This is a genomic window from Pseudomonas sp. FG29, from assembly GCF_057809355.1.
In genome coordinates this window covers 89,446-114,772 of the sequence record NZ_JBMDJU010000010.1, presented here as the reverse complement: position 1 = coordinate 114,772, position 25,327 = coordinate 89,446, and the positions used below count along the sequence as shown (strand labels likewise).

Below are 25,327 nucleotides of genomic sequence, written 5' to 3'. Positions count from 1 at the left end.
CACCACCCGCTTGACTGCCGGCCGCCTCCCCCACTCCGGCGGTGGGCGGTCTTTTTACCGCTCGGCATACTGCTCTGTGCGAGTGACCACTGATCCGAATCTTGACCCGCTGCGCAGAATGATGGCGTTTTAGCAGCTATCATCGCGCCCTTTTTCGCAGTACCGGGATGCCGCGTTCGCGTTTCCTGTCTTTACTCATTCCTATAAAAACCCAGCATTCAAGGGGTTGACCCGCTACCGACGGCAAGGGCCGACCGGTGCATGCCTCATTCTCGAATTTGGAGTACCCGACGTGTTGAAGAAGTATCTGATCCTCCTCGCCCTGGGCTTTTCGGCCCTGGTGCATGCGCCTGCCTGGGCCCAGACCACGGACTCGGAAGCCATGAACATGGCCGGTCTGCAGCGCTCCCTGGGCCAGCGCATGGCCAAGGACTACCTGATGCTGGGCGCCGACGTGCGCGTGGACGCCGCCCAGCGTCAGCTCAAGGAAACCGTCGAGCGCTTCGACGCCAGCCAGAAGGCGCTCAACGCCTATGCGCCCAACCCCGAGATCAAGGCTGCGCTGGCCAAGGTCGATGCCACCTGGGCCGTCTATCGCCAACAGGTCGAAGCCAAGCCGGATCACGCCAAGGCCGTCGAGCTGCTGGCCACCAGCGAAACCCTGCTGCAGCAGACCCAGGCCGTTACCGACGCAATGGCCAAGCACCTCGGCGAGATGGGCGCGACCGTCAACCGCAGCGGCTGGGCGCGCGTGCAGACCCAGCGCATCGCCATGCTCTACATGGCCCAGACCTGGAACGTGCCGATGCCGGATCTGAACGCCAAACTGGAGAAGTCGGTGCAGGACTTCGAGACCATCCTCGCCGAACTGGAAGCCCGTGGTACGCCGAACGAAGAAATCGCCGCAGCGCAGCGCCGTGCTCGCGCCCACTGGGGCTTCACCGTCAAGGGCATCGACCTGAAGAACACCCAGGCCGTCGTACCCACCGTGATCACCGTCAGCACCGACTCCCTGTTCCGCCAGCTCAACGAACTGACCCGCCTCTACGCCGGCCTGAAAGCCAGCGAGTCCTGATCGGGATTCGCTAGCTCGTCACCTTGGTGACCAACTTTTGCGCTATAAACAGGCGCTAGTCGGGCTGAGGTGACGAGCATGAGCGAAACAACTGATCAGGCGGTCTACAAGACCCTGCTGGAGTCCACCCGGGCGATCCCCTGGAAGATCGACTGGAAGACCATGACCTTCGCCTACATCGGCCCGCAGATCGAGACGCTGCTGGGCTGGTCGCAGGCCAGTTGGGTCAGCGCCGAGGACTGGGCGGCGCGCATCCACGCGGATGATCGCGACAGGGTCGTGGAATTCTGCATCTCGCAATCGCAGAACGGTGTCGACCATGAGGCCGACTACCGTGCGCTGACCGCCGCTGGCGACTACGTATGGATTCGCGACGTGGTGCATGTTGTGCGCGACGACAACGGCGAGGTGGAATCGCTGATCGGTTTCATGTTCGACATCAGCGAGCGCAAGAAGACCGAGGAACAGCTGCTGACCCTGCAGAAGCAGCTGGAAGAATATTCCTACAAGGACGGCCTCACCGGCGTCGCCAACCGGCGCATGTTCGACAGCGTGCTGGCCACCGAGTGGGCCAATGCCCAGCGCACTTTGCAGCCATTGTCATTGATCCTGCTGGATATCGATCACTTCAAGCAGTTCAACGACCATTACGGCCATATCCAGGGCGACGATTGCCTGAAAAGCGTCGGTCAGGCGCTGAGCCTCGCCGCCAGCCGGCCACGGGACTTCCTCGGCCGTTTCGGCGGTGAGGAGTTCGTCCTGGTGCTGCCGGAAACCGACGAGGCTGCCGCGCGCCATATCGCTGAGCGCTGCCGCCAGCAGGTGCGCCAGCAGCGCATACCGCACGAGCGCTCGTCAGTATCGTCCATGCTCACCATCAGCCTCGGCGTGGGCACCATCGTGCCGGGCGCGCATGATCGTCCGCTGGATTTCCTCAACGCCGTGGACAAGCTGTTGTACCAGGCCAAGCAACTTGGCCGTGACCGCTCGCAGGTGGCCAAGGTCGCCTCCCAATCGCTCCCCGACAAGTCTGCAGACGCCCGTGCTTGAGCAACCGTTAACCTGAGCGTAACGATTACTCGACCTGCTTGATTGATGACCTCTTGGTCACGCCCCTAAGGTGCCTCCACGACAGCGGAACTCGTGGAGTCTTCAATGACAACAACAATATCCCCACCGCCGCAGTGGTCGCGTCGTCGCGCTGAAAAAGCCCGGCGACTCGATCAGGTGCGCAACCTCGCCGATGGCGTGGTGTTGCCCAGCGACAAGATCGTCGCGGCGCTCGAAGCGCTGATCGCCCCCGGCGATCGCGTGGTGCTCGAAGGCAACAACCAGAAGCAGGCGGATTTTCTTTCCCGCTCGCTGGCCAAGGCCGATCCCGGCCGTCTGCATGACCTGCATATGATCATGCCTAGCGTCAGCCGCGCTGAGCACTTGGATCTCTTCGAGCGTGGCATCGCACGCAAGCTCGACTTTTCCTTCGCCGGGCCGCAGAGCCTGCGCATCGGCCAATTGCTCGAAGACGGGCAGATGGAAGTCGGCGCCATCCACACCTATATCGAACTCTATTCGCGCCTGCTGGTGGATCTGATCCCCAACGTCGCGCTGGTCGCCGGCTTCCAGGCCGACCGCCACGGCAACATCTACACCGGCCCAAGCACCGAGGACACACCGGCCCTGGTCGAGCCCACTGCGTTCAGTGACGGCATCGTGATCTTCCAGGTCAACGAGATCGTCGACGAGCTGCCGCGCGTGGACATCCCCGCTTCCTGGGTCGACTTCGTGGTGGTGGCCGACAAGCCGTTCTATATCGAGCCGCTGTTCACCCGCGACCCGCGCCATATCAAGCCGGTGCACGTGCTGATGGCGATGATGGCGATCCGCGGTATCTACGAAAAACACAACGTCCAGTCGCTCAACCACGGCATCGGCTTCAACACCGCCGCCATCGAGCTGATCCTGCCGACCTACGGCGAGTCCCTGGGCCTGAAGGGCAAGATCTGCCGTAACTGGACGCTCAACCCGCACCCGACGCTGATCCCGGCCATCGAGACCGGCTGGGTCGAGAGCGTGCACTGCTTCGGCACCGAACTGGGCATGGAGAACTACATCGCCCAGCGCCCGGACGTTTTCTTCACCGGCCGCGATGGCTCGATGCGCTCCAACCGCATGATGTGCCAGTTGGCCGGGCAGTACGCGGTCGACCTGTTTATCGGCGCCACCTTGCAGGTCGATGGCGACGGGCATTCCTCCACCGTCACCCGTGGCCGTCTGGCTGGCTTCGGTGGTGCGCCGAATATGGGCCACGACCCACGCGGTCGGCGTCATTCGACGCCAGCCTGGCTGGACATGCGCCCTGGCGACAGCGAAGCGCCGCTGCTCGAACGTGGCAAGAAGCTGGTGGTGCAGATGGTCGAGACCTTCCAGGAAGGCGGCAAACCGACCTTCGTCGAGCGTCTGGATGCCGTCGATGTGGCGAAGAAAGCCGGCATGCCGCTGGCGCCGATCATGATCTACGGCGACGACGTCACCCACCTGCTCACCGAGGAAGGCATCGCCTACCTGTACAAGGCGCGCACCCTGGAAGAGCGCCAGGCGATGATCGCTGCCGTGGCCGGCGTCACCGCCATCGGCCTGCGTCATGACCCGAAAGACACCGCGCGCATGCGCCGCGAAGGGCTGATCGCCCTGCCCGAAGACCTCGGCATCCGCCGCACCGATGCCAGTCGCGAACTGCTCGCGGCCAAGAGCATCGCCGAGCTGGTCGAGTGGTCGGGCGGCCTGTACAACCCGCCTGCCAAGTTCAGGAGCTGGTGATGAATGCACTCACTGCAATTCAGCCCCAGCTTTCGCTGAGCGACTGGTTGGCCGACCTTGCCGTCGATGCGCTGATCGACGAGGCCGACCTGTCGCCCAAGCCGGGGCTGGTCGACCGTCGTGGCAGCGGCGCCCACACCGACTTGCACCTGGGTCTGATGCACGCCTCGGCGCTGGCTCTGTGGCCCAGCTTCAAGGCCATGGCCGAGGCTGCCCAGCAGCGTGGCGAGATCGACCAGGCACTGCGTGAGGACGTCGGCCGCATCGGTCGCGAAGGCGAGGTGGAGATGCTGCGCGTCACTGGCGGCGTCAACACCCATCGTGGCGCGATCTGGGCGCTGGGGCTGCTCAGCGCCGCTGCCGCGTTGGATCCCAGCGAGTTGGCTCCAGCGCAGGTCGCCCTGCGCGCCGCACGCCTGGCCCTGCTCAACGACCGCGCTGTGCCCGTCACCGGCGATAGCCATGGCGCGCAGGTTTGCCGCCTGTACGGCGTGCATGGCGCCCGTGAGGAAGCGCAGTTGGGCTTCCCGGCAGTCATCCAGCAGGCGCTGCCGCAACTGGCGCGCAGCCGGGCCGCCGGGGCCGGGGAGCAGAACGCCCGCCTCGATGCCCTGCTGGCGATCATGACCCAGTTGGCCGACACCTGCGTGCTCTACCGCGCCGGCATGGCCGGGCTGACCCGCATGCAGAGCGGCGCCCGCGCGGTGCTAGCCGCTGGCGGCTGCGCCAGCCTCGACGGTCGCCGCCTGTTGCGTGATCTGGAGCGCGACATGCTGCACCTGCGCGCCTCGCCTGGTGGCGCTGCCGATCTGCTCGCTGCCACCCTGTTCCTCGACCGCCTGCAGCATGGCCTGCCGGCGCAGCTTGGGAGTCTGTGAAATGGAAACCCTGTCTTTTCAATTCCCCGCCGGGCAACCGGCCAAGGGCCGCGCGCTGGTGGGCTGTGTCGGCTCCGGCGACCTGGAAGTGCTGCTCGAACCCGGCCAGGCTGGCACCTTGGCGATCCAGGTGGTGACCTCGGTGAACGGCAGCGCACCGCGCTGGCAGCAACTGTTCGAGCGCATGTTCCGCGAACAGCAACTGCCTGCGTTGAACATCGCCATTCATGATTTCGGTGCCACGCCGGGCGTGGTGCGCCTACGCCTGGAGCAAGGCCTGGAGGAACTGAACCATGGCTGAGCAAAACATTGCGCGCCTGCTGGCGCAGCGCAGCTTCACTGAACTCGGTGCCCGCGAGCGTGCTCGGGCATTGCTCGATGCCGGCAGCTTTCGCGAGCTGCTCGACCCCTTCGCCCGGCTGATGTCGCCCTGGCTGCCCAAGCAGGGCATCGTGCCTCAGGCCGATGACGGCGTGGTGGTGGCCAAGGGGCTGATCGACGGCGCGCCTGCGGTGGTCATCGCCATCGAAGGGGCGTTTCAGGGCGGCAGCCTCGGCGAAGTGGGCGGGGCGAAGATCGCAGGCAGCTTGGAGCTGGCAGCCGAGGACAACCGCCAGGGCACGCCGACCCGCGCCGTGCTGCTGCTGGAAACCGGCGGTGTACGCCTGCAGGAAGCCAACCTGGGCCTGGCGGCGATTGCCGAGATCCAGGCGGCCATCGTCGAGCTGCGCCAGTACCAGCCGGTGATCGGTCTGGTCGCCGGCCCGGTCGGCTGCTTCGGCGGCATGTCCATCGCCGCCGGGCTGTGCAGCTACCTGCTGGTCACCCGCGAAGCACGCCTGGGGCTCAACGGCCCGCAGGTGATCGAGCAGGAGGCCGGGCTGGACGAATACGACTCGCGCGACCGTCCCTTTATCTGGAGCCTGACCGGCGGTGAGCAGCGCCACGCCAGCGGTCTGGTCGATGGCTACGTGAGTGATGACGTCGAGGCCATTCGCCGCGAGCTGCATGGGTTGTTTGCCAAGGGCAAACCGACCCAGGAACGCAGCCGTCGTCACGCCTGGTTCCTCGAGCGCCTGCGCGCTGTCGACACCGCCGTCCAGGCCGATGCCGCTGCCGTGCGCAACGCCTACCAGGGAGCATGAACATGACAACTGCACAAGAACAACGCGGCCTGCACTGGTTCCAGGCCCTGGCCGGCGCCGCCCAGCCGCAACCAGGTTTGCCTGCCTCGCTGCGCGTGGCCGATGGCGAACTGGCCGGCCAGGCGGTGCGCTATCTGGCGGTGATCGCCGACGCCAACAACCCATTCCCCCGCGCCCGCAACGGCGAGGTCGGCCTGCTCGAAGGCTGGGGCCTGGCCCAGGCCGTGGATGAAGCCATCGAGGCGGATCGCGATAACCCGCACAAGCGTGCACTGATCGCCATCGTCGACGTGCCGAGCCAGGCCTACGGGCGCCGCGAAGAGGCCTATGGCATCCATCAGGCGCTGGCCGGCGCGGTGGACGCCTATGCCCGTGCCCGCCTGGCCGGCCATGCGGTAATCGGCCTACTGGTCGGCAAGGCCATGTCCGGCGCCTTTCTCGCTCACGGCTACCAGGCCAACCGCCTGATCGCCCTGCGCGATGCCGGGGTGATGGTGCATGCCATGGGCAAGGCCGCCGCCGCGCGCATCACCCTGCGCAGCGTCGACGAGTTGGAGGCACTGGCCGCCACGGTGCCACCGATGGCCTACGACCTGGACAACTACGCCTCGCTCGGCTTGCTGGCGGAGATCCTCGATGTGGAGCAGGTGACGCAGCCGACTGCGGCTGACCTGGCCCACGTGCAGGACGCTCTGGGCCGCGCCCTGGCCGATATCGCCGCCAGCCCGCGTGACCTGCGCAACCGCCTGGGCGCCATCAACCGCGCGGCGTCCAGTCAGGTACGTGAGGCCTTGCGCGCGCAGTGGTGAAACGTAGGGCGGGTGAAACCCGCCAACTCTGAATCACGTGAAATGGCGGGTTGCACCCGCCCTACATAGGAAATACCGATGCACCCGACACCCCGTCCACATGATCTGCTCTGGGGCCTGTGCCCCGAGCAACTGCCACAGGAGGCGCCGGCCTGGGCTCGTGCCGCCCTGGGCGGGCATGTGCCGGTGGTGGTGCGCCGTGCGCCGGCCGAGTCCGGCTGGATCGCGGTGGGTATTCGCGGCGCGGCGCGTGAACAACGCCATGCTACCTGGATGCGCCTGGGCGATATCAGCCGTCTGGTCACCCCGCAGGCAGTCGCCCGCGCCGGGCGCTGGCGCAACCATGCGCAGTCGCATTGGCCGGCGCTGCGTGCCCTGAGTGAGCTGGCGCCACGTCTGGACGCCTTGGGCCTGGCCTGGGGCGTGACTGGCAGCCTGGGCTTCGAGCTGGCCAGCGGCATCGCCGCCGCGCATCCGGACAGCGATCTCGATCTGTCGCTGCGCGCGCCGTATCACCTGCCGCGCGAGTGGGCGCGCACTCTGTGCCGCTTGCTGGACGAGGCGCCGGGACGTATCGATCTGCAGCTGGAAACTCCATACGGCGCCGTGGCGCTGCGCGAATGGGCCAGCGAGGCGCCTCGCGTGTTGCTGAAAACCCAGCACGGCCCGCTGCTGGTCAGCGACCCGTGGCAATTGCAGCAGGTGGCGGCGTGAGCACGCTCTGGGCCTTCCCCGGCCAGGGCGCGCAGCAGCCCGGCATGCTCCATGCCTTGCCCGAGGCGTCGGTGGTGCAGGCCTGTATCGAGCAGGCCAGCGCCGCCCTGAATGAAGATGTACGCCGGCTGGATTCGGCCGAGGCGCTGCAAGATACCCGCGCCGTGCAGCTCTGCCTGCTGATCGCTGGCGTCGCCGCCGCGCGCCTGCTGAGCGAGCGCGGCCATCGCCCCGATTATGTGGCTGGCCTATCCATCGGCGCCTATGCCGCCGCCGTGCTGGCCGGCGCGCTGGATTTCGCCGATGCCGTGCGCCTGGTGGCCCTGCGTGGCGAGCTGATGCAGCGCGCCTACCCCAGCGGCTACGGCATGACCGCCATTCTCGGCCTCGATCAGAGCAGCATCGAACGCCTGCTGGGCGAAGCCGAAGGCCCGGTCTACCTGGCCAATATCAATGCCGAAACCCAACTGGTGATCGCCGGTAGCGATACCGCCATGGCGAAGGTCGCCGAACGTGCTCGTGCGCTCGGTGCTGGCGCGGCAAAACGTCTGGCCATGAGCGTGCCGTCGCACTGCGAACTGCTCGATGAGCCGGCCCGCGAGTTGGCTGCCGCCTTCGCCAAGGTCGAGCTGCGCGCGCCGCAGGTGCGCTACCTGAGCGGCAGCTCGGCGCGCCTGATTCGTGATCCCGAAACCCTGCGTGACGACCTGGCTTACAACATGAGCCGCGTCGTCGACTGGCAGGCCACGCTCGTCACCGCCTATGAACGCGGCGTACGTCTGCACCTGGAACTGCCACCCGGCGGCGTACTGACTGGCCTTGCCCGTCGCGTTTTCGAACCCGCCCAGGCCATCGCCTTCAGCGGTGCCCGTCTGGATACACTCGACGCCATGTTGCGTCAGGAGGTAAGCCGCGACCGCTGAGCCGTAGCGTTTACCGAAGCACAAAAACAACAACTTCGATACGTAAGACGAGGACAACAACAATGATTATCTACGGTGTCGCCTTCCTGGCGTTCTGCACCCTGGCGGGCATCTTCATCGGTGAACTGCTGGGCAAACTCATCGGTGTGCCCGCCAACGTCGGCGGCGTCGGCATCGCCATGATGCTGCTGATCTTTCTCGGGAGTTACCTGAACAAGCGCGGCCTGTTCACCGGCAAGTCGGAACAGGGCGTCGAATTCTGGAGTGCCATCTACATCCCCATCGTGGTCGCCATGGCCGCTCAGCAGAACGTCTACGGCGCCCTCAAGGGCGGGCCGATGGCGATTCTCGCCGGCACCGCTGCAGTCGTGATCGGTTTCGCCCTGGTACCGGCACTGAGCCGTATCGGGCAAAAGAAGCCTGAAACCGACGTTGCCCCCTCCCTGACCAAAGCGCCACGGTGATTGCCATGTACGAATCTTTGATGAAGGTCATTACCAGTTACGGCCTGCTCAGCGGCTTCGCCATCATCGGCATCACCATGTGGGTGTCGTACTGGATTTCCGACAAATTCACCAAGGGCCGTCTGCACGGCTCGGCCATCGCCATCCTGCTCGGCTTGCTGCTGTCCTATATCGGCGGTGCCTATACCGGCGGCCAGAAAGGCCTGGTGGACATTCCCCTGTTCGCCGGCGTCGGCCTGCTCGGCGGCGCCATGCTGCGTGACTTCGCCATCGTTGCCACCGGCTTCGGCGTCAGTGTCGAGGAGCTCAAGCGCGCCGGTTTCGCCGGGGTGCTGGCGCTGTTCGTCGGCGTGTTCACGTCCTTCATTGCCGGCGTGGCGGTGGCCATGGCCTTTGGTTACACCGACGTGGTGAGCCTGACCACCATCGGCACCGGCGCGGTGACCTATATCGTTGGCCCGGTCACTGGCGCAGCGATTGGTGCTAGCTCCGATGTGATGGCGTTGTCCATCGCGGCGGGTCTGATCAAAGCGATTCTGGTGATGGTGGCCACCCCCTTCGTCGCCCCCTATATCGGCCTGAACAACCCGCGCAGCGCGGTGATCTTCGGCGGCCTGATGGGCACCTCCAGCGGCGTGGCCGGTGGCCTGGCGGCGACCGATCCCAAACTGGTGCCGTACGGCTGCCTGACGGCTGCGTTCTACACCGCCCTGGGCTGCCTGCTCGGCCCATCCTTGCTCTACTTTCTGATGCGCGGCCTTCTAGGCTGACCTTTCGCCCGCCTTCATGGCGGGCTTTTTATTTGCCCCTCCGGGGCAAAACGGCCTGTGCCAGGCGGCACAGGCCGTGGCCTCATTCAGGCAGTTGGCAGCCTTTCTGACGCAGCGACTCGATTACCCAGCGGCGGTCGTTCTGTCCGGCAGCGATGCGCTCGAGCTGAGCGATTTCAGCGCGGTTCTTGGCATCGGCACGTTCATAGACCCCGGCGACTTCGTCATAGGGCACGCACAGCAGCCCGTCGTCGTCACCGATGATCAGATCGCCTGGCTCGATGACCATGCCGTCGATGGCAATCGGCACATTGATTTCACCTGGGCCGTCCTTGTACGGGCCGCGATGGGTGATCCCGGCGGCGAACATCGGAAAGTCACCGGCACGGATGGCGGCGGCATCACGGATTGCGCCGTTGATGACGATACCCGCGACACCACGCGTGGCAGCGTAGGCCACCATCATTTCGCCGATCAAGGCGTTGCTCAGATCGCCGCCTGCGTCCACCACCACCACATCGCCAGGTTCGGCGATATCCAGGGCGTAGTGCAGCATCAGGTTGTCGCCCGGGCGGGCCTTGACCGTCAGGGCCGGGCCCGCCAGAACGCCGCCGCGATGCATCGGACGCAGGCGTGAGCCTCCGGCAGTCATCCGGTTCATCGAGTCGCTGACGCAGGCGACAGGGACTTGGCGGAAACGCTCGACCCACTCCGCGCTGACCTTGCGAGCGGCGGACAGCACCCTGAATCCGATGGACATGAATTGATACCTCGTGATGATCGTTATTGTGAGTTTATGAAATGACGTTTCATAAATATCACTGTGAGGTATCGGGACACAACATCCGCATAGTCGATTCTGCTGTTTTAAATAAGAGATTCCTGATGTTCATGCGACGGGAATGGGCATGCGTCCACCAATCATCGAGAGTCTAGAGGCTATTATTGAAATGATGTTTCTTTATGATAGTCTGGGATGAACGTCGCCGGGCTGCCTCCCGGAAGCAGACGAACCAACAAGAACAAGGTACGCACCATGAATCGAAGCATCCTGGCAGCGGGCTCGGCGCCAGCCCCCTCAGCCATGCCTCCTGCTGCTGAGCAGGCCATTGAGAGCCCTCCGCTACGCCCCTTTTCGTCGCTCGACGAGCGCCTTGACATCATTGCCAACGAGCCTCTGGCCGTTACCGCTCGACGCGCAGCGTCGCGTCGTGAGCGGTCTGGCGCGTCGCTCTCATGCCTGCCGCAGCGCCCCATCAAGCGCGCACTCTGCGCAGGACACTGACCCCGTTCGATTACAACAAGACGGCTTTACGCGGTTGTCGGGCCCTGCGTGGCGCATCGGCAACTCGTCAGGCCCGGGCCATACAGACGTTGTCACGAGGAACTGATCATGGGATTCGCCAAACGCTATCTGCTTTCCAGTCTGGTATTGATCGGTAGCGCCGCTGCCGGTGTAGCGCATGCCGCCAGCTGGACCGGCTACACCTATTCCGCCGTCTCCACCACTGCCGCCGTGCAGGGCATGGAGCGGATTTCCCAGCGCATCGACAAGGAAACCGATGGTGACCTGAAGATCACCCTGCATCTGGGCAAGACCCTGCAGATTTCCTCCACGGATATCACCCAGGCCGCCGGTGACGGCATCGTCGACTTCGCAGCCGACCTGTTCTTCTCCGGTAACGTGCAGATCGCGCGCATCCTCAACCTGCCGATGCTGATCAATAACGCCGAGGAGTGGGATAAGGCCTACACGGTCATGCAGCCCTACCTCAAGGAGGGCTTCGCCAAGCAGGGCGTGACTTACCTGGGCAGCTATCGATACCCGCAACAGACACTGTTCACCCGCTTCGCGATGTATTCGGTGAACGACCTGGCCGGGCGCAAGATCCGTGTCACCTCGCCAGAGCAGGGTGCTTTCGTCGAAGCCTTCGGTGGCTCGGCCATTACCCTGGCCGGCACCGACGTGCCCAGCGCGCTGGAGCGCGGCGTGATCGACGGCGTACTGACGGCCAGCGCGGGGGGCGCGAAGAACTGGCACGAGTTTCTGCCTAACAACTACCGCTTGCCGGTCAACTACGCCTTCAGTGCGCTGATCGCCAACCAGGATGCCTACGAAGATCTGTCTGACGACACCCGTGACAAGCTCGATGCCATCGTCCGCGATGAAATCGTCAAGATCGATCAGGGCTTCGTCGAAGACGAAGAGGTACAGAAGCAGAACCAGGCCAAGGCCGGGATGAAGATCGTCGAGGTCGATGCCGCGACTATCGCTGCCGCCCAGCAGAAGCTGGCGCCGTTCTGGCGCGAATGGGCCAGGAGCGCAGGCCCGGATTACGAAAAAGTGCTCGGCGAAGTTCTGCAAGCCCTCGGCAAGTAAGCCCCGGAGCCGACGATGAGCGAAGTAGAACTGCATGCAGGCCGGCCGGTTTCGGCGGGCCGCCTATTCGACGCAATGGCGGCGCTGGTGCGTGGCACTACAGGCCTGGCGTTGATTGTGCTGGTGCTGATGGTGTGCGCTGAGATTGTTTCGCGCTCGTTCTTCAACCACTCCTTGAAGGTCGTGGAAGAACTGGCGGGTTATCTCGTCGTCAGCCTCACCCTGTTCGGCGCCAGCCTCAGCCTGCGCAGCAACAGCCTGTTCCAGGTCGGCTTTGTCCTGCATACGCTGCCGGCCGGCCTGCAGCGCATGCTCAACCTGCTGTTCCAACTGGTGGCGCTGGGGGTGTGCGGGGTGTTGATCTGGCAGACCGGCAAGCTGGTGCTGAGTTCCTATGCGCGCGGCAACGTTGCACCGACCACGCTGATGACACCACTATGGATACCGCAGCTACTGGTGCCGCTGGGCCTGTCGATGATCGCCATTTTCATCATCGAACACCTGATCGTCACGTTGTGCGGCAAGAGGGCTGACTGATGGATGCTGCCATTGCTTTCATCGCTTTGCTGGTGCTGATTGTCGGCGGTCTGTGGGTGCAGTTTGCGGTGGGCGCCGCGGCGCTGATCTACCTGTTCCTGCTCAAGGGCGTGGCCGGCTGGAAGGCGCTCGGCCTGGTCAGTTGGGGTTCTGCCAACAGCTTCACCTTGGCGGCCATTCCGCTGTTCATCTTCATGGCCGAGATTCTCCTGGCCAGTGGCCTCAGTGGCCGTCTGTACAACGGCATCGCGCCGTTCGTGAAGCGCCTGCCTGGCGGCCTTCTGCACACTAATATCGTCGGCAGCGGCGTGTTTGCAGCGGTGGCCGGCGGCAGTGCGCCGACCGCGGCGGCCATGTCCACTGTGGCCCTGCCTGCACTCTCCGCTCGAGGCTACGACCGACGCTTGGTGGCAGGCTCGCTGGCTGCCGGTGGCACTCTGGGAATTCTCATCCCACCGTCGATCACCATGATCATCTATGCCACTTTCACCGAAACCTCGATCGCCAAGCTGTTCGCTGCCGGTCTGCTGCCAGGCATCCTGCTCGGCGCCTGCTACAGCCTGTTGATCATGGCTCGTGCACTGATCGACAAGGATCTGGTGCCACGTGATACCCAGCAGCGCTCGCTGCGGGACTACCTGCTGGCGCTGGGCGACGTGTTCCCCTTCGGTCTTTTGATCCTGATGATTCTCGGCAGCATCTACAGCGGCCTGGCTACGCCGACCGAGGCTGGTGCGCTGGGCGTGGTTGGGGCGATGCTGATCGCGGCGCTGTACCGCCGGCTGAATCTGGCCATGCTGCGCTCGGCCATCTCGCGCACTCTGCTGATGAGCGGCAACGTGCTGTTCATCGTGTTCGTCTCGATGATTTTCGCCTATGCCACGGCGCTTTCCGGGGTGGGCGAGAGCCTCGTCGACTGGGTGGCGCATGCCGGGTTGTCCAAGGTCGGCTTGCTGCTGATCCTGATGCTGGTGTTCGCCATTCTCGGCTGTTTCATGGAAGGCCTGGGGATGATCGCGATCATCGTGCCGGTCATCTTCCCGACCCTGATGGCCTTGGGCGTGGATCCCATCTGGTTCGGCATCTTCGTCGTCGTGCTGGTGGAGCTGGGTCAACTGACGCCGCCACTGGGGGTAATTCTATTCGTGGTGGCCGGCTCGGACTCCGAAACCAGGGTGGAGGACGTGGTGATGGGCGTACTGCCGTTCTTCGCCATCATCCTGGCCTTCCTGCTGCTGCTTATAGGCCTGCCCGACATTGCCCTGTGGCTGCCCAATCTGACTGCTGGAGGTTGAATCATGGCATTTCCCCATCCCGATCCGCTGCTGATCGAGGCCGAGGTATTCACCCAGCTACCCGCTTCGCTGCGCCGGCCCGGCGCGCGATCCTACTGGGCGGACAAGAACCGCCGCGGTGCGCCGGTCGATAGCTTCATCGAGGGGCCGTCGTTCGATCTGCAGGGCAACCTGTGGTTCGTCGATATCCCCTTCGGGCGTATCTTTCGCGCCTCGCCAGCCGGTGAGGTCGAGCTGATGGCCGAGTATGACGGCCAGCCCAACGGCCTGAAGATCGACGCCCAGGGGCGCATCTTCATCGCCGACTTCCGCAACGGCATCATGACCCTCGACCCGGCCAGCGGCCGGGTCGAGACCGCGCTCGGTGATGCCGACACCGAAGGCTTCAAGGGCTGCAACGATCTGCACTTTGGCCCTGATGGTGCGCTGTATTTCACCGATCAGGGGCAGACCGGCCTGCAGGATCCCAGTGGCCGTGTCTATCGCTGGTATCCCGACAGCGGCCGCCTGGATTGCCTGATCGACAAGGTGCCGAGCCCCAACGGGCTGGTGCTGGATACGGCCGGCCACACCCTGTATGTCGCGGTGACTCGGGCCAATGCGGTCTGGCGACTGCCACTTTCGCAGAGCCAGCGGGTAGTCAAGGCCGGGCTGTTCCTACAATTTTCTGGCGGCCGTGCCGGCCCAGATGGTCTGTCGCTGACGTGCGACAATGGCGTGGTGGTCTGTCAGACCGGTATGGGCCTGGTGTGGGTGCATGATGCCCTCGGTATTCCGATCGCTGTAGTGCGTTCGCCCAAGGGGCTGGGCACCACCAACTGCGCGTTCGGCGGGGCGCACGGGCGCACCTTGTACATTACCGAATCCGACTCGGGCTCGATTCTGCGCGCCGAGTTGCCGGTGGCCGGACATCCGATGGCCTCGGGCTGGGGGCGTCGTTAGGCAATCGAAGCACGCGTGCACCGCCGCCCTTGGCGTCGGTGCGCTCCTCATTTGTATGCAACTCGCCACAAGTCTGGCGCATCGGGTTGCCGGGACTCGATAATGCCTGGCAAACCGATAACCGTCTGTCGATGAGGATTTCTCGATGATCAAAACACGCCCCCGCCCGGCTGTCAGTGGCGTTGCTTCGGCCGACCGCGTTCTGACCGTGTTGACGGCATTTCAGGTGGGTGATGTTTCCTTGGGGCTGGTTGAGCTGGCCGAGCGTACCGGCTTGAACAAAAGCACCATCATGCGTCTGACGGTGTCGCTGGAAACCTTCGGTCTGATCAATCGCATGGCAGACGGCCGTTACCAGCTCGCCAGCGAAGTGATGCGCCTCAATGCCGTCTATCAGGATGCCCTCGATCTGGAGCGCCATGTCATGCCAGTGCTGCAGGCGCTTACCGATGAGACCGGCGAAACGGCCTCCCTCTATGTGCGCCATGGCGCCTATCGCCTGTGCCAGTATCGGGTCAACTCCCCGCATCGTCTGCGTCTGCACCTGCAGCCCGGTGACATGCGGCCAATGGACAATGCTGCCGGCGCCCAGGCGCTGCGAACCAGCATCGACAAGGCGCGGAGCCTCACCGAGCCGTTCTATTCCAGCGGGGTCACCGACCCTCATGCGGCGGCCATGGCGCTGCCGATCTTCGGTGCGGGTGATGAGATGGTCGGTGCGCTGATGATCTCCGGGCCTGCCAGCCGGCTCACCGCCGAGCGTGCCGGCATTCTGCGCGAGACGTTCTGCAAGTCTGCGTCCGATCTGGCGCGCAGCCTGGGATGCAAGGCCGAGTTCGCCTGGGGCTGAGGCCTGCTGAGCTGTCACGGTGCGTTGGTCAGGCTGGCCGGCCGCGCACCTCATCCGTGGTCGATGATCCATAGGCCTCCAGACTCATGCCATTGCTTTTTTAGAAACGCCATTTCTTTTTTGCAAAAGGCATCGACCTTTCTTGCTGAATATCCGTTCTTTTGTCGAGCTTACGCAGTTTTTGCGAGTTTTCTGGCGTTATTTTTTTATGTAGATTCGTATTTTTGAAATGCCGTTTCTTTATGGTAGTCTTCTTTTAGCTCCGGTGGGGTCGCCCTGCCGTTGGTGAACATAAAAGAACAAGGTACGCACCATGAATCGAAGCATCCTGGTCACAGGCCCGGCGCTGTCGCCATCTGCCATGGCGTTCGCCGTCGAACAGGGCGTCAAGGTCATCCCGACCCGTCCCTATGCGCCGCTCGACGAACTCCTCGCCATCATCGCTGCCGAAAAACCCGGTGCGGCCATCGTTCGTCAGGGCAAGTTCGGCCGTGAGCTGATCGAGGCCGCGCCCGATCTGAAGATCATCGCCAAGCATGGCGTGGGCTACGACACCATCGACATCCAGGCTGCTGCCGAGCGCAATATCCCGGTGACCATCGCCCTGGCTGCCAATGCGCAGTCGGTAGCCGAGCATGCTTTCTCGTTGATGTTCGCCGTGGCCCGTCAGGTGGCCTGGTTGGATGGGCGCATGCGTGCGGGGCACTGGGACAAGGCCACCGCCAAGGGTGTGGAGCTGTCCGGCAAGACCCTGGGCCTGGTCGGTCTGGGTTCGATTGGTGGGATCCTGCTCGATCTGGTAGCGCCACTGAAGATGCAGGTGCGTATCTTCGATCCCTACCTTAAGAACTTGCCCGAGCGTGACAACGTCAGCCGTGAAAGCGACTTCCAGCGCCTGCTCGAAGAGTGCGACGTCATTAGCCTGCACTGTCCGCTGACCGCCGATAACCGCCACCTGATCGGCGCCGAGCAGCTCAAGCGGATGAAGCCCAAGAGCATCCTGGTCAATACGGCGCGTGGTGAACTGATCGACAGCCAGGCGCTGATCACCGCGCTGCGTGCTGGGGAGATCGGCGGGGCCGGGCTGGACACCTTCGAGCAGGAGCCGCCGGCGGCAGACAGTGAGCTGTGGTCGCTGGACAATCTGGTAGCGACCCCGCACGTGGGCGCCAATACCCAGGAGTCGCAGGATCGTGTCGGCTTGCTGGCGGTGCAGCAGATCGTCGCCCACTGGGCTGGCGAGGCACTGGAGCCGCGCTGCGTGGTCAACCGCCACCTGCTGCCGGACGCCTGATACAAGCCGGGCGCCGCCACTGGCGCCCGTTCCCACAATAACAACAAGGGAAAACCCATGACTGTGCTACTTGCCGGCGACATGCTTCGCCAGGGGCTTCGTGCCCTCATGGCCGTGCTGCTGTGGAGTGTCGTATCCATGGCCAGCGCCGCTGATTATCCGAGCCGCGCCATTTCGCTGATCGTGCCTTATGGCGCGGGCGGCACCACGGATATTTCCGCCCGGCGCCTGGCGGCGCTGGCCGAGCCGCTGCTGGGGCAGCCGGTGGTGGTGGAAAACCGTCCTGGTGGCGGTGGCATCAATGCCATGCGCGCGCTGGTGGCGGCCAAACCCGATGGCTACGCGCTGATCGCCACCACCTCGTCGCCTTTGTTCGTGACCCCGGCGCTGCGCCCTGTCGGCTATGACCCGATCGCCGACTTCACCTCGTTGATGAACTATTCCGGCCCCTATCATGGTGTGCTGGTGCGGGCCGACAGTCCTTATCACTCGCTGGATGAGCTGATCCGTGCGGCGGCTTCGGGCAAGCGCCTGACCTACGGCACTGCTGGTGCTCTGAGTGGCCCGCGGCTGACCTTCACCGCGCTGGCACGCAAAACCCATGCAGACCTGCAGCACGTGCCCTTCAGCAGTGCATCCAGCGTGACGGCGGCGTTGCTCGGCGGGCATATCGACATTGCCCTGGTGCCCGCCTATCGCGATATGGTCAGGAGTGAGCGTCTGCGACTACTCGGCGTCCTCGATGACAGTCGCGATCCGGATTTCCCGCAGGTGCAAACCCTGACCGAAGCCGGCTACGCCATCGAGTTCCCCTCCATCGTCGGCCTGATGGTGCCGCGTGGCGTGCCCGCCGAACGCGTCGAGCGTCTGCGTGCGGCGTTCGCCGAAGCGGCAGGCTCGGAGGCTTTCGCTCGAGACATGGACAAGCTCAGCCAGCCGGTGCGAATCATGTCTGGCGCGCAGATGGATGAAGTGATCAAGCGCAATCTGGTGGTCTACCGCAACCTGGCCGAGGAGCTGAAACGATGAGTGCCAAGCTATCCGGCGGCGCGGCTGCCAGCCCACGGCGTTTCGGCCTGCAGAGTATGGCTGTCACATTCCTACTTTTGCTGGCGCTGGTCGGCCTGCTCGCCCTGCAGAGTCAGGTGCTGGTGTTCGACTTCGGTGACAGCGGCCCGGATGCGCGGTTCTTCCCGCGCCTGGTTCTCGGCTTGCTGGCGCTGGCTTGCGGCCTGCGCCTGTGGGTGCGGCGAGGCAGTCTGGAGGATGCGCCCGGTTCGCTGCTGGATTGGGCGCGTGTGCTGCTGATCGGCCTGCTGATCGCCGCTGCTGTGCTGTTCATGGATGCGCTGGGCTTTCTGCTCTGTGCGGCGGCGGTCGGTGTGCTGCTGGCCTGGGTGCTGGGTGAGCGGCGGCTGCTGCTCGGCCTGCTCCTGCCGTTGGCGGTGGCCGCGTTGGTCACGTTTGGTGCGCGCTACGCATTGAACATTCCTCTTCCCTGACTGGCGGAGCCTGCCATGCTTCTCGAAGCCTTTTATGCATTGTTCGATATATGGGTGCTGGTCGCGGCTGTCTGTGGTGTGGTCGTCGGCATCATCATCGGTGCCATTCCGGGTCTTGGCCCGACCATGGCCATCGCCCTGCTGATTCCGGTGACCTTCGGTATGTCGCCAGTTCCGGCGATCATCCTGCTGCTGGGGGTATACCAGGGCGCGATCTTCGGCGGTTCTATCTCCGCCATTCTGCTCGGCGTGCCGGGTACGCCTTCATCGGCCGCGACCGTGATCGACGGTTACCCCATGGCGCGCCAGGGGCGTGCCGGTGAGGCGCTGCGCGTGGCGCTGTATGCCAGCGTGTTCGGCAACCTGTTCAGTTGTATGGTGCTGGTTCTCCTGGCGCAGCCGCTGGCCGCCTTCGCCTTGGACTTCGGCCCGGCGCAGATGGCCGCGCTGATGTTCTTCGCGCTGTCGATCATCGTCCTCTTCGGCGGTGGCTCGAGGCTCGATTCGGCGATCATGGTGCTGGTCGGCATCGCCGCTGGCATCGTAGGTCTCGACCCCATCGAGGGCCTGCCGCGCTTCACCTTCGGCAGCTTCTCAGCCGAGGATGGTCTGCAGTTGATTCCAGTGCTGATCGGCCTGTTTGCCATGTCCGAAGTGCTGCAACAGGTCTTCGACCGTCGTCGTGGCGAGCTGCTGCAGGCCGATCCGGTGGCGGTGGACAGTGGCAAGGTAGGCTTTGTGGCCATGTGGCGGATGCGCAGCACGCTGCTGTTGTCGTCGCTGATCGGTACCTTCGTCGGCATTCTGCCGGGCATCGGCTCCACCGTGCCGGCCTTCGTCAGCTATAACCTGGCGCGCTCGCGTTCGTTACGCAAGGAGGCCTTCGGCAAGGGTGAAGTCGAAGGTGTGGCCGCGCCGGAAGCTGCCAACAACGCCGTGACCGGCGGAGCGCTGGTGCCGACCCTGGCGCTGGGCATTCCCGGTGATGCGGTGACCGCCGTGATCCTCGGTGCCTTCATGTTGCAGGGTCTGACCCCTGGGCCGTTCCTGTTCCGTGACCATGGTGTGGAGGTCTACGCGATCTTCCTGGCGCTGATCCTGCTGTCGATCCCTTGCGTGATCTTCGGCCTGGCCATGTTCCGTGGCGCGGTGCACGTGATCCGTATTCAGGCGCGCCACCTCTATCCGCTGATCGCTATTCTTTCGCTGTTCGGCGCATATTCGGTGAACAACAGCCTGTTCGACGTTGGCGTCATGCTCGCTGCGGGTGGTGTCGGCTTTACCCTGCGCCGTGCCGGTTTCCCGCTGCCGCCGCTGTTGATCGGCCTGATTCTCGGGCAGCCACTGGAGCAGAGCCTGCGCCAGGCGTTGCTGGCAGGAGGTGGCAGTGCCGACATCTTCCTCAATTCGCCCATCGTCCTGGCACTGCTCGGAGTGACCCTGCTGTGCATGCTCGTGGCGGCCTGGCAGCGCCTGCGCCAGGCGCGTCGCGGAGTCTGACCATGCGCCTGCCCGTTGTAGCGCCGATATGTGATTGCCATATCCATGTGTTCTCGCCGACCCGTGACTATACCGAGGCCAGCTATCAGCCGCCGCGCAAGAGCATCGAGGCGTTCCGTCAGGAGGCGCAGGTCGAGGGCATGCACCGCGCAGTGCTAGTGCAGGCGTCGATCGATGGCAGCGACAACGGCCATCTGCTCGAGGTGCTGCTTAGTGTCACGGATATCGAGCTGCGCGGCGTGGTGATGATCGACGAGCACAGCCAGAACCTCGCTGAACTGGCCGCTGCCGGCGTGCGCGCAATCCGCATTCAGGATCGCACTCGCCTCGGTATCAACGACCTGCTGCGGCTGCCGACGCTGGCCGCGCGGGCAGCCGAGCAGGACTGGCATGTCGAGCTGAACACCGAGCCGCAACGCTATGCAGCGCTGCTGGCACTGCTCGGCGAACTGCCGGCAGGGCAGGCGCTGGTGCTTGATCACTGCGGCCATGTCGCCCCGGGGAGTGCCGAGGATCTGGCTGGTCTGAGCCGCCTGCTCGACAGTGGGCGGGTGTGGGTCAAGCTGGCGCCGACCCGAGTCAGCCGCCAGCCCGGTCGCTATGACGATCTTGCTGCGCCACTGCGCTATCTGCTCACGCACTACACCGAACGCTGCCTCTGGGGTAGCGACTGGCCGCACGTGATGACAGCCGAGCCGTTGCCCCGCTCGGCGGACATGCTGGCGTTCCTGCAGCGCGAGCTGGATAGCCGCCAGCTGCAGGCCTGTCTGGTGGACAACCCGGCCCGGCTTTATCGTTTCTAGATTTTAATTAATAGAACGATATTCTTATTTTAGGATTTTGAGGTCTGGGCCGCCTGGATGGGGTCTGGTTTTCTTCCATCCAAAATCTGCTGACTTTTCCGGAATAAAGCATTTAATTAGCGTTATTGCGCTTTTTTTAGTGATCGATGTGCTTTGAAAGGGTTTTCCTGTGGTCGCGGCCGTGACAAAACAGGAATGGCATTATTGAAATGACATTTCTTTATGATAGGCTTCAGCCTATTCGCGGCAGGCCCGGTCTGCCCCTGGTGAAATAGAACAACAAGGTCCGCACCATGAGTCGAAGCATTTCCCTGGCGGGCGCCTGGCTGCAGCCTTGCCCGCTGTCCATTGGCGCTCCTGCGCCGTGCTGTCAGCCCCACTCCTCATGTGTCTGCTGCCTTGCGCCGCAGTCTGCGTCTGCCGCTGCCCGGCTGGCGCCTGTCTCCTGCTATTTGACGATCTGATCGGCCTGCCTGCCGGTCGTCAGAACGGTGTGCCCGGGTTTTACCGAGCCGCCTTTGCGTAGAGAAAAAGGGCCGAGGCAGTCATTGCCACGGCTATCAGGAAGCCCCAACGAGGATCGCCCCATGATCGGCAAAATCACAAGAAAGCTAACGGCCAGTGCCCTGTTCGCTCTGGCCATGTCGACGCTCCCGGCTTACGCGGATGACTATCCGCGGGGCAATATCGATTTCATCGTGCCGTTCCCGCCAGGTGGTGGCACTGACATCTCCGCGCGTCAGCTGACCCAGCAGATCAGCGAAAGCACCGGCTGGACCTTCGTGGTCGAGAACCGTCCGGGCGCTGGCGGCAACATCGGTCTGGCACAGCTGGCCCGGGCCAAGGCCGATGGCCTCAATCTGGCCATCGGTCAGACCTCCAACCTGGCGGTCAATCCGAGCCTGTACAAGGACATCCCTTACGATCCGCTGAAGGACTTCCGCCAGATCGCGGTGATCTCCACCCAGCCCATGGTCATCGTCACCCGCAGCGACTCGCCGATCAAAGACCTGCCCAGCTTTCTCGCCGATGCCAAGGCCGAACCAGGCCGTCTGCTGTTCGGCACACCCGGCTCGGGCACCGTGGCGCATCTGTCGCTGGAGCTGCTGCAAAGCAAGGCCGGCATCGAGCTGACCCACGTGCCGTACCCAGGCATCGCCCAGGCCATCAGTGATGTGATGGGGGGCGTGGTCGACATCTACATCGGCAGCATGCCCAGTGTACTGCCGCACATCCGCTCCGGTTCGCTGCGGCCGCTGGCCGTCACCTCGGCGCAGCGCAGCCCGATCCTGGCGGACGTGCCGACCGTGGCCGAAAGCGGTTTCGCCGGTTTCGAGACCGCCGACTGGAAAGCCGTGGTCGGCCCGGCCGGGCTTTCCGACGAGCGCGTCGCCCAGCTCAACAGGGTGATCAACGAAGCACTGAATTCGGACAAGGTGCGTCAGGCCATGGAAGCTGAAGGCAGCACGGTGCTCAACGAAGACAGCGCCTACTTCACCAACCTGTTGACCCAGGAAATCGAGCGCTGGCACGACGTGATCAAGGTTTCCGGCGCCACCGTCAACTAAGGCTGCAGTTGCCGGGTGCGGTGTGCATCGCGCCCGGCCTCCCGAGGAGTTCGCAATGTCACAGCGTAACTATCAGGACGCGATCAGCGGCCTGCTGATTGCGGTGTTCGGCTTGGTGATCGCGCTCTATGCGGTCAACCATTACAGCATCGGCAGCATTCAGCGCATGGGGCCGGGCATGTTCCCGGTGGCCATGGGCAGCGTTCTTGCTGTGCTCGGCGCGCTGCTGGCCTTGTTCGCCTGGTGGCGTCCGGGTCTGCGTGAGGGTATGGCGGTGCAGTGGCGCCCGGCACTGTTGGTGCTCGGGGCCATCGGTTTCTTCGCCGTCGCGGTGACTTTTTCCGGACTGATCCCGGCCGTGCTCGGCGTGGTGCTGATTTCCGCCATGGCTGACCGCAAGACCCGTGCGAAACAAGCGTTGCTGCTAGCCGTCGCGCTGGCGCTGCTCGCCTACCTGATCTTCCAGCTCGCGCTGGATATGAATTTCGACCTGTTCTGAGAGGTGTCGGCATGTCCTTCGCTGACAATCTGCTGATCGGCATGGAGACCGCCTTCTCCTGGTACAACCTGTTCTACTGCTTCGTCGGGGTGTTCATGGGCACCTTGCTCGGGGTCATCCCGGGCATCGGTGTGTTGGCGGCCATTTCCATGCTGTTCCCGATGACTTTCCACTTGGAGCCTACCGCCGCGCTGATCATGCTCGCCGGGATCTGGTACGGCACCAGCTACGGCGGCAGCACAGCCTCGATCCTGCTCAACGTGCCGGGCACTCCGTCCAGTGCGGTGACCTGCCTTGACGGCTATCCGATGGCGCAGCAAGGACGTGGCGGCGTGGCGCTGTTGATGACCACCGTGGCGTCGTTCTTCGGTGGCTCGTTCGGCATCATCCTGCTGATGAGCTTGGCCTCGACCATCAGCCACTACGCGCTGAGCTTCTCCTCGGCGGAGTATTTCGCGCTGATGCTGCTAGGTCTGGTCGCGGCTTCGAACATTTCCGGCGGCTCGCTGCTCAAGGGCTTGATCATGGTGGCCTTCGGCATCCTGTTCGGCACCGTGGGCAGCGATATCTATACCGGCACGCGGCGTTTCGATTTCGGCGTGCTCGACCTGGCCGACGGCATCAACCTGGTAGCCCTGGCCATGGGCCTGTTTGGCGTGGCCGAGGTGATCGCCAGCATCGGCAAGGTCGATGGGGGGCAGGTCGACCGTAGCTCACTGCGCCTGGCAGCGATGAAGCCCACCCGTGACGACCTCAAGCGCTCCTGGTGGCCGATGCTGCGTGGTTCGAGCATCGGTTCGTTCTTCGGCACCCTGCCAGGCACCGGCCCGTCCATCGCGGCGTTTCTCGCCTATGCTACCGAGCGTCGTCTTGCACGCGAGCCAGAGCGTTTCGGCAAGGGCGCCATCGAGGGTATCGTCGCGCCGGAGTCGGCCAACAACGCTGCCGATCAGACCGCGTTCATCCCTACTCTGGCGCTGGGCATTCCCGGTAGCGCGACCATGGCGCTGATGCTCGGAGCTTTGATGATCCACGGCATAGCCCCTGGCCCGCAGTTGATGGCAGAACAGCCCTCGCTGTTCTGGGGCCTGGTGATCAGCTTCTGGATCGGCAACCTGCTGCTGGTGATCCTCAACGTGCCGCTGATCGGCCTGTGGGTGCGCCTGCTGATGGTGCCGTACCATCTGCTGTTCCCGGCGGTGCTGATGTTCGTCTGCATCGGCACCTACAGCGTCAACCACAGCGCCTTCGACGTGCTGGTGGTGACCCTGTTCGGCGCCTTCGGCTACGCCATGCGCGTGCTTGGCTTCCCCGCCGCACCGCTGCTGCTGGGCTTCGTGCTCGGGCCGATGATGGAGGAGCATTTCCGCCGTGCCATGCTGCTGTCGCGTGGCGACTTCATGACCTTCGTCGAGCGGCCGATCAGCGCCACCGTACTGGCCTTTACCGTGCTGGTGTTGCTGCTTGGCTTGCGCCCGCTGCTAACGACCTTGCGCAAGCCCAAGCCGGCCTGAGTGGCGTTCGGCGAGGTCGTGCCCTGGGGGGGGCATTGTCACCTGGGGTTTGCCCGCTTCATGCCTTCACGACTGCCGGCTGTACATCCGGCACTCGGCCAATAGCGCCAGCAAGTTGGGGTCGCGCTCCTTGGCCTTGAGGAACACCACGCCGATATGCTGCTGCAGGTGGTACTTGGCCTGCAGCGGAATCAGCTTCACCCGGTTCTCGTACACCGCCGCCACTCGCCCTGGCAGCAGGGCGTAGCCGACGCCGGAGCTGACCATGCTCAGCAGGGTGAAGATGTCCTTCACCTGCATCGCCACCTTCGGTTCGAAACCGGCCTGCTGGAATACCCGCGCGCCATCGCGGAAGGTGGCGTAGCCCTGGGTCAGAGTGATGAATGTGGAGTCGCGCAGGTCAGCCAGATCCACCTCGGTGTGCTCGGCGAAGGGCGAGTCGTTGGGCGCGGCGAGAAAGATATCATCGGAGAACAGCGCCAGTTGCTCGCAGTCTGGGTCGCTGACGCTGTCGTCGAGGGCAATCAGGATGGCGTCCAGCTCCATATTCTTCAGCTTGTACAGCAGGTCGACGTTGGAGCCGAGTACCAGGTCGATGTTCAGCTCGCTGCGGCGCAGCTTCAGGCCCATGATCAGTTGCGGTACGGTCTTCACCGTCAGCGAATAGAGCGCGCCGAGCTTGAAACGCTCGGCACCGAAGCCGGCCGCCTCGCGGGTCAGGCGCACCATTTCCTGGGCATCCTGGATCAGTTTCTGTGCTTTCTCTTCCAGCACATAGGCGCTTTCCAGCGGGATCAGGTTGCGCCCCTCGTGCTTGAACAGCGGGCAGCGCAGCGCACTCTCCAGCGAGTGGATGGCGCGGTGCACGCTGACATTGCTGGTCTGCAGCTCGCTGGCGGCACGCGCCAGGTTGCCGCTGCGCATGAAGGCGAGAAAGACCTCCAGTTTTTTCAGCGTCAGTTCTTCATCGATCAGCATCGGCCTGTCCTTTTCCAGCGATGGCCGATTGTGCCGCATCTGCAGGAATGAGCGGTGTATCGACGTGCGA

26 protein-coding genes are annotated in these 25,327 nt (G+C 64.0%); 24 read left to right on the top strand and 2 right to left on the bottom strand.

Annotated features, from left to right (window positions below; genetic code table 11):
• Positions 1-292 precede the first annotated feature (292 nt).
• The 11 genes from ACODS1_RS12935 to madM all read left to right on the top strand — a co-directional run bounded on the left by ACODS1_RS12935 (position 293) and on the right by madM (position 9,595).
• The gene (locus ACODS1_RS12935) at positions 293-1,075 is read left to right on the top strand and encodes a type IV pili methyl-accepting chemotaxis transducer N-terminal domain-containing protein (protein WP_489085971.1); all 783 of its coding nucleotides are present in this window, start codon (positions 293-295) and stop codon (positions 1,073-1,075) included.
• 78 nt (positions 1,076-1,153) lie between these two features.
• Positions 1,154-2,125, top strand: coding sequence for a GGDEF domain-containing protein (locus ACODS1_RS12930; protein ID WP_489085970.1), 972 nt, complete (start codon positions 1,154-1,156; stop codon positions 2,123-2,125).
• 105 nt (positions 2,126-2,230) lie between these two features.
• Entirely contained in the window at positions 2,231-3,892 is a 1,662-nt protein-coding gene (gene mdcA, locus ACODS1_RS12925; RefSeq protein ID WP_489085969.1) for a malonate decarboxylase subunit alpha, read from the top strand.
• The gene (locus tag ACODS1_RS12920) at positions 3,892-4,770 is read left to right on the top strand and encodes a triphosphoribosyl-dephospho-CoA synthase (RefSeq protein ID WP_489085968.1); all 879 of its coding nucleotides are present in this window, start codon (positions 3,892-3,894) and stop codon (positions 4,768-4,770) included. Before mdcA ends, ACODS1_RS12920 begins: the two co-directional genes overlap by 1 nt.
• Before the next feature lies 1 nt (position 4,771).
• The gene (locus ACODS1_RS12915; RefSeq protein WP_489085967.1) at positions 4,772-5,071 is read left to right on the top strand and encodes a malonate decarboxylase subunit delta; all 300 of its coding nucleotides are present in this window, start codon (positions 4,772-4,774) and stop codon (positions 5,069-5,071) included.
• On the top strand, positions 5,064-5,915 hold the full coding sequence (locus tag ACODS1_RS12910; RefSeq protein ID WP_489085966.1) for a biotin-independent malonate decarboxylase subunit beta: 852 nt from the start codon (positions 5,064-5,066) through the stop codon (positions 5,913-5,915). Before ACODS1_RS12915 ends, ACODS1_RS12910 begins: the two co-directional genes overlap by 8 nt.
• Positions 5,916-5,917: 2 nt before the next feature.
• Positions 5,918-6,724 carry a biotin-independent malonate decarboxylase subunit gamma gene (gene mdcE / locus ACODS1_RS12905; RefSeq protein WP_489085965.1) on the top strand — a complete coding sequence of 269 codons (807 nt, stop codon included), beginning with the start codon at positions 5,918-5,920 and terminating at the stop codon, positions 6,722-6,724.
• Between the two features lie 78 nt (positions 6,725-6,802).
• Positions 6,803-7,438 (top strand): malonate decarboxylase holo-ACP synthase, encoded by a 636-nt coding sequence (locus ACODS1_RS12900; RefSeq protein WP_489085964.1) that lies wholly within the window; start codon positions 6,803-6,805, stop codon positions 7,436-7,438.
• Complete coding sequence (mdcH, locus tag ACODS1_RS12895) at positions 7,435-8,361, top strand: malonate decarboxylase subunit epsilon (protein ID WP_489085963.1); 927 nt, start codon at positions 7,435-7,437, stop codon at positions 8,359-8,361. Before ACODS1_RS12900 ends, mdcH begins: the two co-directional genes overlap by 4 nt.
• 62 nt (positions 8,362-8,423) lie before the next feature.
• The gene (madL, locus tag ACODS1_RS12890) at positions 8,424-8,825 is read left to right on the top strand and encodes a malonate transporter subunit MadL (protein WP_322979565.1); all 402 of its coding nucleotides are present in this window, start codon (positions 8,424-8,426) and stop codon (positions 8,823-8,825) included.
• 5 nt (positions 8,826-8,830) lie between these two features.
• A complete protein-coding gene (madM, locus tag ACODS1_RS12885) occupies positions 8,831-9,595 on the top strand; it encodes a malonate transporter subunit MadM (protein WP_322979564.1) in 765 nt (254 codons plus the stop codon).
• An 82-nt stretch (positions 9,596-9,677) separates the two neighbouring features.
• Here madM and ACODS1_RS12880 read toward each other — a convergent pair whose 3' ends face one another.
• On the bottom strand, positions 9,678-10,355 hold the full coding sequence (locus tag ACODS1_RS12880) for an RraA family protein (protein WP_489085962.1): 678 nt from the start codon (positions 10,353-10,355) through the stop codon (positions 9,678-9,680).
• Between the two features lie 633 nt (positions 10,356-10,988).
• On the opposite strand from ACODS1_RS12880, the gene dctP reads away from it, so the two are divergent.
• The 13 genes from dctP to ACODS1_RS12815 all read left to right on the top strand — a co-directional run bounded on the left by dctP (position 10,989) and on the right by ACODS1_RS12815 (position 24,279).
• Positions 10,989-11,975 (top strand): TRAP transporter substrate-binding protein DctP, encoded by a 987-nt coding sequence (dctP, locus tag ACODS1_RS12875; RefSeq protein ID WP_489085961.1) that lies wholly within the window; start codon positions 10,989-10,991, stop codon positions 11,973-11,975.
• 15 nt (positions 11,976-11,990) lie between these two features.
• Entirely contained in the window at positions 11,991-12,512 is a 522-nt protein-coding gene (locus tag ACODS1_RS12870; protein ID WP_489085960.1) for a TRAP transporter small permease, read from the top strand.
• On the top strand, positions 12,512-13,807 hold the full coding sequence (locus ACODS1_RS12865) for a TRAP transporter large permease (protein ID WP_489085959.1): 1,296 nt from the start codon (positions 12,512-12,514) through the stop codon (positions 13,805-13,807). Before ACODS1_RS12870 ends, ACODS1_RS12865 begins: the two co-directional genes overlap by 1 nt.
• A gap of 3 nt (positions 13,808-13,810) precedes the next feature.
• The gene (locus ACODS1_RS12860; RefSeq protein ID WP_489085958.1) at positions 13,811-14,749 is read left to right on the top strand and encodes an SMP-30/gluconolactonase/LRE family protein; all 939 of its coding nucleotides are present in this window, start codon (positions 13,811-13,813) and stop codon (positions 14,747-14,749) included.
• A gap of 145 nt (positions 14,750-14,894) precedes the next feature.
• Positions 14,895-15,599, top strand: coding sequence for an IclR family transcriptional regulator (locus ACODS1_RS12855; protein ID WP_489085957.1), 705 nt, complete (start codon positions 14,895-14,897; stop codon positions 15,597-15,599).
• A 313-nt stretch (positions 15,600-15,912) separates the two neighbouring features.
• Positions 15,913-16,893, top strand: a complete 981-nt coding sequence (locus ACODS1_RS12850) for a hydroxyacid dehydrogenase (protein WP_489085956.1) — start codon at positions 15,913-15,915, stop codon at positions 16,891-16,893.
• Positions 16,894-16,950: 57 nt separating this feature from the next.
• Positions 16,951-17,922: a tripartite tricarboxylate transporter substrate binding protein gene (locus tag ACODS1_RS12845; RefSeq protein WP_489085955.1), complete on the top strand. Its 972-nt coding sequence runs from the start codon at positions 16,951-16,953 to the stop codon at positions 17,920-17,922.
• Positions 17,919-18,395 (top strand): tripartite tricarboxylate transporter TctB family protein, encoded by a 477-nt coding sequence (locus ACODS1_RS12840; RefSeq protein WP_489085954.1) that lies wholly within the window; start codon positions 17,919-17,921, stop codon positions 18,393-18,395. Before ACODS1_RS12845 ends, ACODS1_RS12840 begins: the two co-directional genes overlap by 4 nt.
• A gap of 15 nt (positions 18,396-18,410) precedes the next feature.
• A complete protein-coding gene (locus tag ACODS1_RS12835; RefSeq protein WP_489085953.1) occupies positions 18,411-19,895 on the top strand; it encodes a tripartite tricarboxylate transporter permease in 1,485 nt (494 codons plus the stop codon).
• Between the two features lie 2 nt (positions 19,896-19,897).
• Positions 19,898-20,698 (top strand): amidohydrolase family protein, encoded by an 801-nt coding sequence (locus tag ACODS1_RS12830; RefSeq protein WP_489085952.1) that lies wholly within the window; start codon positions 19,898-19,900, stop codon positions 20,696-20,698.
• 587 nt (positions 20,699-21,285) lie between these two features.
• Positions 21,286-22,266 carry a Bug family tripartite tricarboxylate transporter substrate binding protein gene (locus ACODS1_RS12825; RefSeq protein ID WP_489085951.1) on the top strand — a complete coding sequence of 327 codons (981 nt, stop codon included), beginning with the start codon at positions 21,286-21,288 and terminating at the stop codon, positions 22,264-22,266.
• Between the two features lie 55 nt (positions 22,267-22,321).
• Positions 22,322-22,765, top strand: coding sequence for a tripartite tricarboxylate transporter TctB family protein (locus ACODS1_RS12820; protein ID WP_489085950.1), 444 nt, complete (start codon positions 22,322-22,324; stop codon positions 22,763-22,765).
• An 11-nt stretch (positions 22,766-22,776) separates the two neighbouring features.
• Entirely contained in the window at positions 22,777-24,279 is a 1,503-nt protein-coding gene (locus tag ACODS1_RS12815) for a tripartite tricarboxylate transporter permease (RefSeq protein ID WP_489085949.1), read from the top strand.
• Between the two features lie 66 nt (positions 24,280-24,345).
• Here the strand turns inward: ACODS1_RS12815 and ACODS1_RS12810 are convergent, their stop codons facing one another.
• Positions 24,346-25,257: a LysR family transcriptional regulator gene (locus tag ACODS1_RS12810; RefSeq protein ID WP_489085948.1), complete on the bottom strand. Its 912-nt coding sequence runs from the start codon at positions 25,255-25,257 to the stop codon at positions 24,346-24,348.
• Between the last annotated feature and the right edge of the window lie 70 nt (positions 25,258-25,327).

Coding starts and splice junctions, on each gene's coding strand:
- ACODS1_RS12855 (WP_489085957.1), top strand. CDS start 14,895: ATGATCAAAACACGCCCCCGCCCGGCTGTCAGTGGCGTTGCTTCGGCC.
- ACODS1_RS12840 (WP_489085954.1), top strand. CDS start 17,919: ATGAGTGCCAAGCTATCCGGCGGCGCGGCTGCCAGCCCACGGCGTTTC.
- ACODS1_RS12860 (WP_489085958.1), top strand. CDS start 13,811: ATGGCATTTCCCCATCCCGATCCGCTGCTGATCGAGGCCGAGGTATTC.
- ACODS1_RS12815 (WP_489085949.1), top strand. CDS start 22,777: ATGTCCTTCGCTGACAATCTGCTGATCGGCATGGAGACCGCCTTCTCC.
- ACODS1_RS12865 (WP_489085959.1), top strand. CDS start 12,512: ATGGATGCTGCCATTGCTTTCATCGCTTTGCTGGTGCTGATTGTCGGC.
- ACODS1_RS12830 (WP_489085952.1), top strand. CDS start 19,898: ATGCGCCTGCCCGTTGTAGCGCCGATATGTGATTGCCATATCCATGTG.
- mdcA (WP_489085969.1), top strand. CDS start 2,231: ATGACAACAACAATATCCCCACCGCCGCAGTGGTCGCGTCGTCGCGCT.
- madL (WP_322979565.1), top strand. CDS start 8,424: ATGATTATCTACGGTGTCGCCTTCCTGGCGTTCTGCACCCTGGCGGGC.
- ACODS1_RS12810 (WP_489085948.1), bottom strand. CDS start 25,257: ATGCTGATCGATGAAGAACTGACGCTGAAAAAACTGGAGGTCTTTCTC.
- ACODS1_RS12870 (WP_489085960.1), top strand. CDS start 11,991: ATGAGCGAAGTAGAACTGCATGCAGGCCGGCCGGTTTCGGCGGGCCGC.
- ACODS1_RS12915 (WP_489085967.1), top strand. CDS start 4,772: ATGGAAACCCTGTCTTTTCAATTCCCCGCCGGGCAACCGGCCAAGGGC.
- ACODS1_RS12910 (WP_489085966.1), top strand. CDS start 5,064: ATGGCTGAGCAAAACATTGCGCGCCTGCTGGCGCAGCGCAGCTTCACT.
- dctP (WP_489085961.1), top strand. CDS start 10,989: ATGGGATTCGCCAAACGCTATCTGCTTTCCAGTCTGGTATTGATCGGT.
- ACODS1_RS12845 (WP_489085955.1), top strand. CDS start 16,951: ATGACTGTGCTACTTGCCGGCGACATGCTTCGCCAGGGGCTTCGTGCC.
- madM (WP_322979564.1), top strand. CDS start 8,831: ATGTACGAATCTTTGATGAAGGTCATTACCAGTTACGGCCTGCTCAGC.
- ACODS1_RS12930 (WP_489085970.1), top strand. CDS start 1,154: ATGAGCGAAACAACTGATCAGGCGGTCTACAAGACCCTGCTGGAGTCC.
- ACODS1_RS12850 (WP_489085956.1), top strand. CDS start 15,913: ATGAATCGAAGCATCCTGGTCACAGGCCCGGCGCTGTCGCCATCTGCC.
- ACODS1_RS12835 (WP_489085953.1), top strand. CDS start 18,411: ATGCTTCTCGAAGCCTTTTATGCATTGTTCGATATATGGGTGCTGGTC.
- mdcE (WP_489085965.1), top strand. CDS start 5,918: ATGACAACTGCACAAGAACAACGCGGCCTGCACTGGTTCCAGGCCCTG.
- ACODS1_RS12820 (WP_489085950.1), top strand. CDS start 22,322: ATGTCACAGCGTAACTATCAGGACGCGATCAGCGGCCTGCTGATTGCG.
- ACODS1_RS12880 (WP_489085962.1), bottom strand. CDS start 10,355: ATGTCCATCGGATTCAGGGTGCTGTCCGCCGCTCGCAAGGTCAGCGCG.
- ACODS1_RS12900 (WP_489085964.1), top strand. CDS start 6,803: ATGCACCCGACACCCCGTCCACATGATCTGCTCTGGGGCCTGTGCCCC.
- ACODS1_RS12920 (WP_489085968.1), top strand. CDS start 3,892: ATGAATGCACTCACTGCAATTCAGCCCCAGCTTTCGCTGAGCGACTGG.
- ACODS1_RS12825 (WP_489085951.1), top strand. CDS start 21,286: ATGATCGGCAAAATCACAAGAAAGCTAACGGCCAGTGCCCTGTTCGCT.